This is a genomic window from Nocardia sp. NPDC004415 (assembly GCF_053602435.1).
In genome coordinates, this window is sequence record NZ_JBSGDP010000041.1 from 23192 (window position 1) to 36751 (window position 13560).

The 13560-nt window shown below is 70.7% G+C and carries 13 protein-coding genes and 2 tRNA genes; 6 read left to right on the forward strand and 9 right to left on the reverse strand.

Annotated features, from left to right (window positions below; translation table 11 throughout):
• Positions 1 to 38 precede the first annotated feature (38 nt).
• Positions 39 to 989, forward strand: coding sequence for a DUF2157 domain-containing protein (locus tag ACWEMY_RS19535; RefSeq protein ID WP_452391165.1), 951 nt, complete (start codon positions 39 to 41; stop codon positions 987 to 989).
• 51 nt (positions 990 to 1040) lie between these two features.
• Here the strand turns inward: ACWEMY_RS19535 and ACWEMY_RS19540 are convergent, their stop codons facing one another.
• Positions 1041 to 1589, reverse strand: coding sequence for a hypothetical protein (locus ACWEMY_RS19540; protein ID WP_375935011.1), 549 nt, complete (start codon positions 1587 to 1589; stop codon positions 1041 to 1043).
• 118 nt (positions 1590 to 1707) lie between these two features.
• Here ACWEMY_RS19540 and ACWEMY_RS19545 point away from each other — a divergent pair, with 118 nt between their 5' ends.
• A complete protein-coding gene (locus ACWEMY_RS19545) occupies positions 1708 to 2502 on the forward strand; it encodes an enoyl-CoA hydratase (protein ID WP_375935013.1) in 795 nt (264 codons plus the stop codon).
• On the opposite strand, the gene ACWEMY_RS19550 is transcribed toward ACWEMY_RS19545, so the two are convergent.
• The 8 genes from ACWEMY_RS19550 to ACWEMY_RS19585 all read right to left on the reverse strand — a co-directional run bounded on the left by ACWEMY_RS19550 (position 2499) and on the right by ACWEMY_RS19585 (position 7905).
• Positions 2499 to 3557, reverse strand: a complete 1059-nt coding sequence (locus tag ACWEMY_RS19550) for a hypothetical protein (protein ID WP_452391166.1) — start codon at positions 3555 to 3557, stop codon at positions 2499 to 2501. The genes ACWEMY_RS19545 and ACWEMY_RS19550 overlap by 4 nt on opposite strands.
• Positions 3558 to 3606: 49 nt before the next feature.
• Positions 3607 to 4170: a MarR family winged helix-turn-helix transcriptional regulator gene (locus tag ACWEMY_RS19555; RefSeq protein ID WP_452391167.1), complete on the reverse strand. Its 564-nt coding sequence runs from the start codon at positions 4168 to 4170 to the stop codon at positions 3607 to 3609.
• A gap of 38 nt (positions 4171 to 4208) precedes the next feature.
• Positions 4209 to 4283: transfer RNA gene (locus tag ACWEMY_RS19560), tRNA-Cys, on the reverse strand.
• 69 nt (positions 4284 to 4352) lie between these two features.
• Positions 4353 to 5351, reverse strand: a complete 999-nt coding sequence (locus ACWEMY_RS19565) for an extracellular solute-binding protein (protein ID WP_452391168.1) — start codon at positions 5349 to 5351, stop codon at positions 4353 to 4355.
• A 70-nt stretch (positions 5352 to 5421) separates the two neighbouring features.
• Complete coding sequence (locus ACWEMY_RS19570) at positions 5422 to 6021, reverse strand: Rv0361 family membrane protein (RefSeq protein ID WP_452391169.1); 600 nt, start codon at positions 6019 to 6021, stop codon at positions 5422 to 5424.
• 104 nt (positions 6022 to 6125) lie between these two features.
• Positions 6126 to 6198: transfer RNA gene (locus tag ACWEMY_RS19575), tRNA-Arg, on the reverse strand.
• Between the two features lie 112 nt (positions 6199 to 6310).
• A complete protein-coding gene (locus ACWEMY_RS19580; RefSeq protein WP_375935027.1) occupies positions 6311 to 7021 on the reverse strand; it encodes a DUF305 domain-containing protein in 711 nt (236 codons plus the stop codon).
• Entirely contained in the window at positions 7021 to 7905 is an 885-nt protein-coding gene (locus ACWEMY_RS19585) for a DUF3105 domain-containing protein (RefSeq protein ID WP_452391170.1), read from the reverse strand. Before ACWEMY_RS19585 ends, ACWEMY_RS19580 begins: the two co-directional genes overlap by 1 nt.
• Before the next feature lie 89 nt (positions 7906 to 7994).
• Between ACWEMY_RS19585 and argS the strand changes: the two genes are divergently transcribed.
• Genes argS through thrC form a run of 4 tightly spaced genes read left to right on the forward strand, consistent with a single transcriptional unit; the run spans position 7995 to position 13546 of the window.
• On the forward strand, positions 7995 to 9656 hold the full coding sequence (gene argS / locus ACWEMY_RS19590) for an arginine--tRNA ligase (RefSeq protein ID WP_452391171.1): 1662 nt from the start codon (positions 7995 to 7997) through the stop codon (positions 9654 to 9656).
• A gap of 34 nt (positions 9657 to 9690) precedes the next feature.
• Complete coding sequence (lysA, locus tag ACWEMY_RS19595) at positions 9691 to 11106, forward strand: diaminopimelate decarboxylase (RefSeq protein ID WP_375935036.1); 1416 nt, start codon at positions 9691 to 9693, stop codon at positions 11104 to 11106.
• Positions 11103 to 12455 carry a homoserine dehydrogenase gene (locus tag ACWEMY_RS19600; RefSeq protein ID WP_452391172.1) on the forward strand — a complete coding sequence of 451 codons (1353 nt, stop codon included), beginning with the start codon at positions 11103 to 11105 and terminating at the stop codon, positions 12453 to 12455. The genes lysA and ACWEMY_RS19600 overlap by 4 nt, the downstream gene beginning before the upstream one ends.
• Entirely contained in the window at positions 12452 to 13546 is a 1095-nt protein-coding gene (gene thrC, locus ACWEMY_RS19605; protein WP_452391173.1) for a threonine synthase, read from the forward strand. The genes ACWEMY_RS19600 and thrC overlap by 4 nt, the downstream gene beginning before the upstream one ends.
• Positions 13547 to 13560 lie beyond the last annotated feature (14 nt).

A 13560-nucleotide genomic window follows, 5' to 3' on the forward strand; every position in this document is an offset into this window, starting at 1 on the left:
TGGGCCGGGATTCGGCCCCCGCTCGACATACTGCACGGATGGTTCGCGAGCACAGGGTGGGTGTGGCGCTGGAACGGCTGGTGGCGTCGGGGGTGATCAGCGGCGAGCAGCGCGCGGCGGTCCTGCGCGCGGTCGACGAGCAGGAACGGGCGGGCCGGGCGCCCGCGGGACGGGTCGCCGCGGAGATCGTCGCCTATCTCGGGGCCGGGCTGGTCGCGGCGGGGTTGGCCCTGTTCCTCGGGCGGGCGTGGAGCGAGGTGGCGCAGTCGGGGCGGGTGGTGCTGCTGGCGGTCGTGGCCGGGTGCGCGGTCGGCGGGGCGGTGATCCTGGCGGGCGGGTGCCGCGGGGTGTTCCGGCGGGTGCCGATCGCCGGGGCCGGGCGGGTGCGGCTGGCGGCGGTGCTGCTGGTGCTCGCGGCCGGGGCGACGGCCGGGGCGGTGGCGACGGCGTTCGGCGAGCACGGTACCGCCGGGCATCCGGCCGTGCTCGCCGGACTGCTGGTCGCGGTGCTCGGGTATCTGCTGGTGCCGACCGTGCTGGGCATGGTCGCGGTGGCCGGGTTCGGGGTCGCGGCGGTGTACGCGGTGAGCGATGCCGTCGCCGTCCGTTCGCCGGGGCAGGGGATCGCGCTACTGGTGTTCGGTGGGATGTGGTTCGGCCTGGCCTGGGCGCGGCTGCTGGTCGCGGAATGGGCCGGATACCTGCTCGGCGGGGTGATCGCGGTGCTCGGCGCGCAGTCGGTGACCTTCGGGGATTCGCTGTGGCGGCCGCTGCTCACCGGGCTGATCGGGCTGGGCTGCCTGGGGCTCTACGCGCTGCGGCGCGAGCCGGTGCTGGTGGTGGGCGGGGCGGCGACGGTGGCGATCGCGGTGGGTCAGCTGGTCGCCGAGCAGACCGGCGGCGGTCCGGCGGTGGCGAGCCTGGTGCTGGCGATCGGGGCGGTGGTGCTCACGGTGGGACTGATCGTGCTGGTGCTGCGTCCGAGGTAGCCGTGGATGCGCCGAATGGGTCCGGTGCCCGTCGAAGCCGCGTGCGGGTGCTCAGCGCAGCAGCGTGGTCTGCTGGGCGCGGATCGTGCGGAAGAAGCGCGGGCCCACATCGCTGCCGTCGTGGTTGTAGCTGTCGATGATCTCGGCCAGCTCCTCGGCGAAACCGCGCAGGTCGGCGGTCGCGGTGGTGCGCTCGAACTCGTCGGCCTCCCAGCCCCACTCCGGCGGGATGTCGTCGATGGTGACGACGATCTGGTCGGCGAACGGCGTGCTCACCCGCACGGTGACCTCGGCGGGCGCGGCCGCCAGCGGACTGTGCACGCGCACCTCACCGGGTTCGCCCGCGACCGAGAACAGCCGGGCGAAGGTGATGTCCTCGCGCACCGACTCCACGATCGAGGACGTACTGGCGTGCCTGCCGGGCCGGTCGTGCCGGGCGCCGTAGACCCGGTCCGGATGCGTGGCCGCGGGCCCGGCTGGGGACTTGCGCAGGATGCGGTCGAGCATGCGCTGAGCGGTGGCCCGCTCGCCCGCGCCGGTGTTCTCATGATCGATGAGTGCCCGCAGGCGGCTGATCCGCACGAAGTGGTCGGTGCCCATGTCCCGATTGTGCCGCAGCGAGGCGCGAACGGAAGGCCGCGCACGGGGCGTGCCGCGAGTGCCGTCGCGGCTCGGTATCGTTCGGGCATCCGTGACCACTGAGGAACAAGAGGGTGCCGTGACCGAATTCGAGACGATTCTGCTGGAGCGCAAGGGCGGCGCGGACGGGAAGGGCGGGGTCGGCTGGATCACGCTGAACCGGCCCAAGGCCCTCAACGCCCTCAACGCCCAGGTCCTCGACGACGTCGTCGCCGCGCTCGACGAACTCGAGAACGACGACTCCATCGGCGCCGTGGTGATCACCGGCTCGGAGAAGGCCTTCGCGGCGGGCGCCGACATCAAGGAGATGGCGCCCAAGTCGTACATGGACATGTTCATGGCCGATTTCTTCGCCCGCTGGGACCGCCTGGCGAACTTCCGCAAGCCCACCATCGCCGCCGTGGCGGGCTACGCCCTCGGCGGTGGCTGTGAGCTGGCCATGCTGTGCGACATCCTCATCGCCGCCGACAACGCCAAGTTCGGTCAGCCCGAGATCAAGCTCGGCGTGATCCCCGGCATCGGCGGCTCGCAGCGGCTGACCCGCGCCGTCGGCAAGGCCAAGGCCATGGACCTGATCCTGACCGGCCGCAACATGGGCGCCGAGGAAGCCGAGCGGGCCGGTCTGGTCTCGCGCATCGTGCCCGCCGACCAGCTGCTCGACACCGCGCTCGAGACCGCCCAGACCATCGCCTCGATGTCGCTGCCGGTGGCCATGATCGCCAAGGAGGCGGTGAACCGCTCCTTCGAGACCACCCTGGGCGAGGGCCTGCGGTTCGAGCGCCGGGTGTTCCACTCGCTGTTCGCCACCGACGACCAGAAGGAAGGCATGGCCGCCTTCGTCGAGAAGCGGCCCGCGAACTTCACCAACAGCTAGTTCGGTTTCCAGCGCGGCGAACCGTCGAGGAACTGCGCGGTGGGCGGCGCGGTCCCCTTCTCGGGGGACCGCGGCGCGCTGTCGGTGCCGATCAGCCCGGCCACCGCACCGCCCAGGGTGGCCGTGACCGCCACCGCGGCGAGCAGTCTGCGCCGGGCCGGGCGAAGCTGTCCGGCCCGGGCGGCCTCGGCCGCGCCCGCGCGCAGGCGGGTCATCCGCAGGCGGGCCGAGGGCCGTCGGGCGGCCAGCAGCACCGCGCCCCTGGCCGAGACGAACTCCGGTTCCGGGTCGTAGACCAGCGGCAGACCCACCAGCCCGGCCAGATCCGCGCGCAGGGTCGGATTGCGGGTGCATCCGCCCAGCAGCACCAGCGCACCGGGCCGCACCCCGGTCTCGGCGATCAGCTGCCGCACGAAACCGGCCGAATGCCGCAACCCCTCGTCACACAGTCCGGCCAGGTCGCTGCGGGTGAGCACCGCGCGCTCGCCGGTGTAGGCGTCGGTGGCCGTGACCACTCGCTCCCGGCTCAGCGATTCGCGATGCGCGCGGCTGGTGCGCGCGTCGGTGGCGACGCCGTCGCGGGCCAGTTGCCAGCGCAGCAGCGCGTCGTAGCCGTCGCCGCTCAGGACGGTGCTGCGCCTGCTCGCCAGGATGGTGTCGGTGCGGCAGTCGGCGTGGGTGATGGTCAGGCCCGAGCAGCCCAGGTCGTAGAGGATCACCGAGTCGGAGGCGGGTAGCTGACCGGTGAAGCGCAGGTAGCGCAGCTGGGCGAGGGGTTCGTCGACGATGGCCAGTGACTGTCCGGCGGCGGCGCGCACGGCGTCGGCGTGCAGTTCCGACCGGCAGGTGACCACCGTGTCGGTGACGCATTCGTCGCGGGCCAGCGCGGCCACCCGCATCCGGCGCACCGCCGTGAGCACCGATTCGGCGACCGAGGCGCCGGGCCTGCGCGGCACCCTGATCCGGTCCAGGGGCGGGAGCTGGGGTTGATCGGAGTGGGTCAGCACGGCGCGAGCACCGCCCGCACCCGCCGAGACCCCCAGGACCAGCACCATGCGGTCCATGGTGACCGCTTTTGCCCCGGCTGCCAAGGGTGCCGGGAGGTTATTCCGGGTCGAGCCGCCAGGTCGCGTGGAATGCGAGGTTTTCCGGGTCGCCGGTCTCGAAGTCGCCCGCGTCGTGGCGGAACTGCGCCAGCAGTCGCAGCAGTTCGCGCCCGCTTTCCGGTGGCAGACCGGGCTCGGCGAAGACCTGCGCGTTGAGTGCCTCCGTCGCCGCTGCCACGGATTCCCTTCCGGCAGTGGTGATCTCGATCAGGGTCGCCCGGCGATCGGTGGGATGGGGCACCCGGTTCACCAGGCCGGCCGCCTCCAACCGGTCGACGGTATTGGTCACGCTGGTCGGATGCACCTGTAACCGGGCGCTGGCCTTGGCCATCGGCAGGGCGCCGGTCTTGCTGAAACTGAGCAGTTGCAGCAGCTCATAGCGGGAAAAGGTGAGTCCGGAGGGCTTGAGTGCCACGTCGACCCGGGCCATCACGATCTGCTGGGCGCGCACCAGGGAGGTCACCAGCGCCATCCCGTCGGCCACCGAACCCCAGCCGTGTTCGATCCACTGCCGGTACGCCTCGGCGATGGGGTCCTGGGAAAGCGGTCCGGGTCGTGACATGAATCCGATCATTTCACGACCCGGACCGCTTTCCCCGTTGGAGCGAGCGGCGGGAATTGAACCCGCGTTAACGGCTTTGCAGACCGTTGCCTAAACCACTCAGCCACGCCCGCCTCGCCATTGATAGTGCCGTGCGCGGGCGCCGCGGACGAGAGTTGCGATCAGCGTGATCCGAACCCATCTCAGCGCAACCCGGCCTCGGTGAGCAGCGCGTCGGCGCGCACCGCGTCGAGCCGGGCGGGGTCGACGACCGGCGCCGTGAGCCCGGCCTGCGGCGGCAGGGCGGGGTCGGCGCCGATATCGGCCGCGACCGGATACTGCATCGAACCGCCGTCGCGAACGATTTCCTGACCCACCCGCCCCGTGACGAATGCGAGGAATTTCCGGGCCTGTTCGTGTTTCGTGCTCGACCGCAGCACGGCCCCACCGCCGACACTGAGGAATGCGCCCGGGTCCTGGCCGGGAAAGGTGTGCAGCGCGGTCGTGGCCTGCTGTCCGGTGGCCCGGTACCAGGCATTCTGGAAGACCAGCCCGGACGCTGGACGGCCCGTGCTCACCGCCGCGACGACCGCGGCACCGTCGGGCAGCGTCACCGCGTTCGCCCGCACCCCGCGCAACCAGGCCCTGGTCGCGTCCTCGCCGCGCTGCGCCAGCAGACCCGCCACGATCGCCTGGAAATCCGAACTCGCCGCCGCCGCGGCCCACCGGCCCTGCCACCTCGGCTGGGCCAGATCCAACATCGAGGCGGGCAGTTCCCCGACCGGCAGACCCGTGAGGTTGTAGACGAATCCTGTTGTGCGCACGGTGGTTCCGACCCAGGTGTCGGTGGCGGGTCGATACCGCCGCGGCACCTGCTCCACGGTGGCGCGGTCGAGTTCGGCGAACAATCCTGCGTCGTCGACGAGGGTCATCACCGGCGCGTTCGCGCTGAGGAAGGCGTCGGCGGGGGAGTCGGCCCCTTCGGCGAGCAGCTGATCACCCAGCGCGGCATCACCCCCGGATCGCACGATCACCTCGATCCCCGTCTGCTCGGTGAACGCCGCCGCCCACTCGGCCACCAACCCCACGTCCTGCCCGCTGTACACGGTGATCTCGTCACGCCCCGCCGACGACCCACACCCCCCGAGCCCGAACACCACCACCAGCGTCGCCGCCACCAGCCACCGGCCGCGCACGATCATCGACGTCCTTCCCGCCCCGGGGTTGTGAGGCTTCCTCCAGCAAAATACCCCGGGCGGCAAGGAGGTTCGGTCAGTGTTTGGTGGCCGGGACCGAGCAGATCTTCCAGGTGCCGTCTTCCTTGGCGAGGTGTTCCTCGGTGCTGGACTCGGTGTTGGGTTCCTCGCCCTCGACCGAGAGGGTGAGCTGGCCGGTGACGGTGGCCTTGGCGGTGTCGCCGGTGACGACGATGTCCTTGACCTCGTCGATGGTCACCTGGACGGTGGCCGCGTCGAACTGCTTGCGCTGTTCGTCGGAGAGGTTGTCGATCTCGGTGCGGTCGGCGGTGCAGGCCAGCGCGGCGGCGGCGATGAAGCCCTCGGAGTCGAGGGTGTCGTAGAAGTCGCGGATGGCGACCTCGATCTTCTTCTCGTCCGAGGACAGCGGCGTGCGGCCCTGCAGGGTGAGCACGACACCGGTGATCACCGCGCCGATCACCACCAGGGCGAGAACGCCGAGCCCGACGAACAGGCCGGTCCGCTTCTTCTTCGGCGGCTGCGGCGGCGGGAACACATCGGGATTGCCCGGTGCGCCGGGAACCGGGTTCGCGCCGCCCTCGAAACCGGCGTGCGGATATCCCGGCGGCCCGGAAGGAATGTTCGGTGGCTGCTGCCCCTCGGGGGGATTGGTCATGGCCCGCTCCTGATGTCATCGGGGGCCTGGCCCCCGCAACCGCTGTGGAACCGAACTCAAAGCAAACGAGGCCCCGACCGAACGGACGGGACCTCGAACTGCTGTGCCCTCGGCAGGATTCGAACCTGCGGCCTTCTGCTCCGGAGGCAGACGCTCTATCCCCTGAGCTACGAGGGCGGGATAGTGGCCGGTCGCTGTGGGGCGATCGGGCAGCGACAGCGTATCGCATGGAGTGCGGTGCGCCAAAAACGGTGCCGGGCCGGGTGGTTGACCCGGTCCGGCACCGGGGTCAGTTCAGCGGCAGCGGGGTGGCGCCGCGGGCGGCGAGCATGCTCGTCATCAGCGCGGATTCGCTGGCCTGGGCCTTGGCCATCTGCTGGGCCAGCAGCCGCACCGCGGCGACGTCGGCGTGTTCGGCCGCGTACTCGGCCATCGGCGCGCCGCCCTGATGGTGGCGCAGCATCAGCTGCAGGAACATGGTGTCCAGCGCCGGGCCGGTGGCCTGGCGCAGGGCGGTCATCTCCTCTTGACTGGCCATGCCGGGCATGGTGGTCATCGGGCCCGACATCTCGTGCTCGGTGGCGCCGCCGTGGCCGTGCGCGCCGTCGCCGTGCTCGCTCATCCAGCCCATGAACCCGTCGACGTTCTGGTTGGTCTCGCCCCACAGCTGCAACCAGGCCTGCATGCGGCCGATCTGGTTCTGCTGGGTGGTGAGGATGTCGTAGGCGAGCCTGCGCACGTCGTTGTCGGTCGAGGCGATCAGCGCCACGCCTGCCATGTCGACGGCCTGGGCGTGGTGGGCGGCCATGTCCTGGCTGAAGCCGATGTCGACCGGGCCGGGGGCGGGGTCGTCGGCCTTGTCCAGCGGCATCCGCAGCAGCACGCCCGCCACCGCGCCGAGCAGCAGCAGCCCGATGGCGCCGAGTACCAGGATCGCCCCGGCCGGGCGGCGGGTGCCCGGCTCGGGTGCGGTCTCCTCGGGTTCGACCTCGGTGCTCACTACTGACCCGAGGGCAGGCCGCCGGGCATCGGGATGCTCGGGACGCCGGGGATGCCCCCGCCGCCCGCGCCGGCGAGTTCGGACTGGTCCTGGGTCAGGCCCGCGCCGTCCATCGGCACCGCTTCGGGGCCGTAGGGCGAGGAGTCGAACGGCGGCGGGTTGTTCGCGTCGAAGATCGGGTTCGAGCAGCTCGCGCCGACCTCGGGGTAGGCGTAGGGGTTCTCGCGCAGGGCGGAGATGAACTGCTTGATGCGCGCGTCGTCGGCGGAGTCGAGCTTGAGCTGGTGACCCCAGGACTGCAGCGAGATGGCCGAGTCCAGGCCCGGGTACGGCGACATCAGGCTGAACTGACGGCCCTTGACGAAGTTCGACAGCTTCTCCACGCCCGCGGCGTCGACCTTGTCGGGGTTGTAGGCGATCCAGACCGCACCGTGCTCGAGCGAGTGCACCGCGTTCTCCATGCGGATCGGCTTGGCGTAGACGGTGCCGGTGCAGTTGGCCCAGGCGCCGTCGTGCGGGCCGCCGTAGGCGGGGGACTTGTCATAGGCCACCCGCTGCTCCGGGGTAACGTGCAGCCCGGCGGGGTAGTCCTGCTTGACGACGCCCTCGATCTTGGCCGACGGGTCCTGGTTGTCCTTGGAGGGCACCCATTCCTTGAGGTCGGTCTGCGCCTCGCGGATCGCGGCCTGGTCCAGGTACTTGGGCACCAGGCTGTAGGCCAGCAGGCCGATCAGCGCCACGATGGCGACACCCGCGCCGAGCAGCGCCCACGGGACCTCCCGCTTCTTCCCGGGAAGCTTTCCCTTTCCGGGTTTGCGCGACGGAGACGATTTCCCCGCGGCCCGGACGGCCTTGGCTGATGTGGCGCTGGTCCTGCTCGGCATCGCTGGATGTGCTCTTTCGACGTGTGGATCGGGACGTTCGTACCGGGCGGTCGTGGTTGCGAGGCGCCCAGCCAATAGGATAGAGACTCGTGACTCCAGCTGACCTTGCAGATCTCCTTCGCACCACCGCCGCGAAGGTGCTTGTCGAACGTGGACTGGACTCGTCGGTCCTGCCCGAGCAGGTCACAGTGGAGCGTCCGCGCAACCCCGAACACGGCGACTATGCCACGAATGTGGCCATGCAGGTGGCCAAGAAGGTGGGAACCAATCCGCGCGAGCTGGCCGGCTGGCTGGCCGAGGCGCTCGCGGCCACCGACGCCATCGATGTGGCCGATGTCGCAGGACCCGGCTTCCTGAACATCCGCCTGGCCGCCTCCGCGCAGGGCGCGATCGTCACCCAGATCCTGACCGCGGGGCAGGCGTACGGCACCGCCGCCGCGCTGACCGGCACCGCGATCAACCTCGAGTTCGTCTCCGCCAACCCCACCGGCCCGGTGCACCTCGGTGGCACCCGCTGGGCCGCCGTCGGTGACGCGCTGGGCCGCATCCTGGCCGCGCAGGGCGCCGAGGTGACGCGCGAGTACTACTTCAACGACCACGGCGCGCAGATCGACCGCTTCGCCAAGTCGCTGGTCGCCGCCGCCCTCGGCGAGCCGACCCCGGCGGACGGCTACGCGGGCGAGTACATCCAGGAGATCAGCTCCGGCATCGTCGCCGCGCACCCCGAGGTGCTGAGCCTGCCCGCCGACGAGCGCCACGAGCTGTTCCGGCGCGAGGGCGTGCAGCAGATGTTCGCCCAGATCAAGCAGGATCTGCACGACTTCGGCACCGACTTCGACGTGTACTTCAACGAGAGTGAACTGTTCGCCTCCGGTGCCGTCGAGCGGGCCGTCGAGCAGCTCAAGAACTCCGGCAACCTGTACGAGAAGGACGGCGCCTGGTGGATCGCCTCCACCGAGTTCGGCGACGACAAGGACCGCGTGGTCCTCAAGAGCGACGGCAACGCCGCCTACATCGCCGGTGACATCGCCTACTTCCAGAACAAGCGCGCCCGTGGCTTCGACCTGGCCATCTACATGCTCGGCGCCGACCACCACGGCTACATCGGCCGGTTGAAGGCCGCCGCGGCCGCCTTCGGTGACGACCCCGACACCGTCGAGGTGCTGATCGGCCAGATGGTGAACCTGGTCAAGGACGGCCAGGCGGTGAAGATGAGCAAGCGCGCGGGCACCGTGGTGACGCTCAACGACCTGGTCGAGCAGATCGGTGTCGACGCCGCCCGCTACTCGCTGGTGCGCTCCTCGGTGAACTCGAGCATCGACATCGACCTGGACCTGTGGACCAAGGCCAGCAGCGAGAACCCGGTCTACTACGTGCAGTACGCCCACTCGCGCACCAACAGCATCCTGGGCAACGCCGCCAAGTACGCCGAGTTCGCGAGCATCGAACCCGACTTCGCGCTGCTGAACTCGGCCCGCGAAGGCGACCTGATCCGCACCCTCGGCGATTTCCCGCGCGTGGTCGCCACCGCTGCCGAGACCCGCGAACCGCACCGCATCGCCCGTTACCTGGAGGAACTGGCGGGGGTCTACCACCCGTTCCAGTCCGACGACGACATGCGCGTGCTGCCCAAGGGCGACGACGCGGTCACCCCCCTCAACGCCGCCCGGCTGGAACTGGTCAAGGCCACCCGCCAGGTGCTGGCCAACGGCCTCGCCCTGCTCGGCGTCAGCGCACCGGAGCGCATGTGAACACCGGCAAGCCTGTCAGGAAGGACGCACCGCGATGAGTGCACACCCCGCCGGTCCCCGGCACGCTGAGATCCCGCACGCGCCGAGCCTGGCCGAGCGCCCCAGCGACCCCGCGGAGATGATCGATCTCCCGGCCAACGTCTGGCCGCGCAACGCCACCCGTGGCGACGACGGCGTGGTCCGGCTGGCCGGCGTGCCGGTCACCGAGCTGGCCCAGCAGTACGGCACGCCGCTGTTCGTCATCGACGAGGACGACTTCCGCACCCGCTGCCGCGACATGGTGGCCGCCTTCGGCCCCAACGCCCGCGTGCACTACGCCTCCAAGGCGTTCCTGTGCGGGGAGATCGCGCGCTGGATCCGCGACGAGGGCCTGTCGCTGGACGTGTGTTCCGGTGGTGAGCTGGCCGTCGCGCTCAACGCCGGTTTCCCGGCCGAGCGCATCGCCCTGCACGGCAACAACAAGTCGGTGCCCGAGCTCGAGACCGCCGTCGCGGCCGGTGTCGGGCACGTGGTGGTCGACTCGCTCTACGAGATCGACCGGCTCGAGGCGGTCGCCGGTGCGGCGGGTGTGGTCCAGGACGTGCTGGTCCGGGTCACCGTCGGCGTCGAGGCGCACACCCACGAGTACATCTCCACCGCGCACGAGGACCAGAAGTTCGGTTTCTCGATCGCCGGTGGCGACGCCATGGAGGCGCTGGCCCGGGTCTTCGAGACCGACAACCTGCGTCTGGTCGGCCTGCACAGCCACATCGGCTCGCAGATCTTCGAGATCGACGGCTTCGAGATCGCCGCGCGCCGCATGCTCGGCCTGCTGCGCGAGGCGATCGACAAGTTCGGCATCGAGCGCACCGCGCAGATCGCCACCCTGGACCTGGGCGGCGGCCTCGGCATCTCCTACCTGCCCGCCGACAACCCGCCGCCGCTGGACGAGTTCGCCGCCAGCCTGCGCGAGCTGGTCGCCGCGGAGGCCGAGCGGGCCGGGCTGCCCGAGCCGGTCATCGCCGTGGAGCCGGGCCGCGCCATCGCGGGCCCCGGCACCGTCACCCTCTACGAGGTGGGCACCATCAAGGACGTCGAGCTCGACGGGGGCGCGCGGCGCCGCTACGTCAGCGTCGACGGTGGGATGAGCGACAATATCCGCCCCGCGCTCTACCAGGCCGACTACGATTGCCGTCTGGTCTCGCGCTCCTCCGAGGCGCACGCGGTGGTCGCGCGCGTGGTCGGAAAGCATTGCGAGAGCGGCGATATCGTCATCCGGGACACCTGGATGCCGGCCGACGTGGCCCCCGACGACCTGGTGGCCGTCGCGGCGACCGGCGCGTACTGCTACTCGATGTCGAGCCGCTACAACCAGCTCACCCGGCCCGCCGTGGTCGTGGTGCGTGATGGGGAGTCGCGGCTGATACTGCGCCGGGAAACGGTGGCGGACCTGCTGAGCCTGGAGGTATGACAATGAGCGCGAACAACGGGGACGCGGGGCGTCCGCTGGGTGTGGCCGTGCTCGGCATGGGCACGGTCGGCACCGAGGTCGTGCGCGTGCTGCGCGACAACGGCGAGGACCTGCGCTCGCGCGTCGGTGCGCCGCTGGTGCTGCGCGGCGTGGCCGTGCGTGACGTGACCAAGGACCGCGGCCTGCCCGCCGAGTTGCTCACCACCGACGCCGAGGCGCTGGTCACCCGTGACGACGTCGACCTGGTGGTCGAGGTCATGGGCGGGATCGACCCGGCCCGCGCGCTGATCGGTGCCGCGCTGAGCGCGGGCAAGTCCGTGGTCACCGCCAACAAGGCGCTGCTGGCCGACTACACCGGCGAGCTCGCCGCCGCCGCCGAGGCCAGCCGGGCCGACCTGTACTTCGAGGCCGCCGTCGCCGGTGCCATCCCGGTGGTGCGGCCGCTGATCCAGTCGCTCTCGGGTGACCGGGTGAACAAGGTGGTCGGCATCGTCAACGGCACCACCAACTTCATCCTCTCCGCCATGGACGAGACCGGCGCCGCCTACGACGACGTGCTCGCCGAGGCCACCGCGCTGGGTTACGCCGAGGCAGACCCCACCGCCGACGTGGAGGGCTTCGACGCCGCCGCCAAGGCCGCCATCCTGGCCTCGCTGGCCTTCCACACCCGCGTGACCGCGGCCGATGTGTACCGCGAGGGCATCACCAAGATCACCGCCGAGGATCTGGAGACCGCCTCGGCCGTAGGCTGCACGGTGAAGCTGCTCGCCATCTGCGAGCGTGTGCCGTCCGGTCCGGGTGAGCCAGGGGCCGCCGAGGGCGGCAAGGATCGGGTGTCGGTACGCGTCTACCCGGCGCTCATCCCGCGCAAGCACCCGCTGGCCTCGGTCAACGGCGCGTTCAACGCCGTGGTCGTCGAGGCCGACAACGCGGGCCGGCTGATGTTCTACGGTCAGGGCGCCGGTGGCGCGCCGACCGCCTCGGCCGTGCTGGGCGATCTGGTGATGGCCGCGCGCAACAAGTTCTACGGCGGCCGGGCACCGGGCGAATCGGTCTACGCCGAGCTGCCCATCGCCCCGATCGGCGACACCCCCACCCGCTACCACGTGAACCTGCAGGTGGCCGACCGTCCCGGCGTGCTCGCCGCGGTCGCCGACACCTTCGCCCAGCACGGCGTGAGCATCTCCACCGTGCGTCAGCAGGGCCATGGCGAAGGCGCCAGGCTCGTGGTCGTGACCCACCATGCGGTGGAGTCCTCGCTGGCCGATACTGTCGCGGTACTGGCGGAGATGGATTCCGTCACCTCTGTGACCAGCGTTCTCAGACTGGAAGGCACCGAAGAATCATGAGTACCACTGGCATCGCCCCCCAGCTCGGCGTGCACTCGCGCTGGCCGGGTCTGATCGCGGCCTACCGTGATCGGCTCGAAGGTGCCGCGAACTGGGAGCCGGTCACCCTGTTCGAGGGTGGTACCCCGCTGGTCCCCGCGACGCATCTGTCGGAGCTGACCGGTTGCGAGGTCTACCTCAAGGTCGAGGGCGCCAACCCGACCGGTTCGTTCAAGGACCGTGGCATGACCATGGCGATGACCGACGCCAAGTACCGCGGTCAGAAGGCCGTGCTGTGCGCCTCCACCGGCAACACCTCGGCCTCGGCCGCCGCCTACGCCACCCGCGCGGGTATGGAGTGCGCGGTGCTGATCCCGCAGGGCAAGATCGCGATGGGCAAGCTGGCCCAGGCCGTGATGCTCGGCGCCAAGATCATCCAGGTCGAGGGCAACTTCGACGACTGTCTCGAGCTGGCCCGCAAGGTCACCTCCGACTTCCCCGAGGTCGGTCTGGTGAACTCGGTGAACCCGGCGCGCATCGAGGGTCAGAAGACCGCGTCGTTCGAGATCTGCGACGTCCTGGGCAAGGCGCCCGACGTGCACGTGCTGCCGGTGGGTAACGCGGGCAACATCACCGCCTACTGGCGTGGCTACCGTGAGTACCACGCCGACGGCATCACCTCGGGCCTGCCGCGCATGCTCGGCGTGCAGGCTGCCGGTGCGGCGCCGCTGGTCAACGGTGCGCCGGTGAAGGACCCCGAGACCGTGGCCACCGCGATCCGCATCGGTGCTCCGGCGTCGTGGAACGGTGCGATGGAGGCCAAGGAGCAGTCCGGTGGCGCGTTCCGCGCGGCCACCGACGAGGAGATCCTGGCCGCCTACCGCCTGGTCGCGGCGACCGAGGGTGTGTTCGTCGAGCCCGCCTCGGCCGCGAGCGTGGCCGGTCTGCTGGCCGCCCGCAAGGAGGGCTGGCTGGATTCGGGCCTGACCGTGGTCTGCACCGTGACCGGCAACGGTCTCAAGGACCCCGACAACGCACTGGCCGGGATGCCCGAGGTCAAGCCGGTGGCCGTCGACTCCGTGGCGATCGCCCGCGAACTCGAGCTGGCCTGAGTTGAGCGCACGCG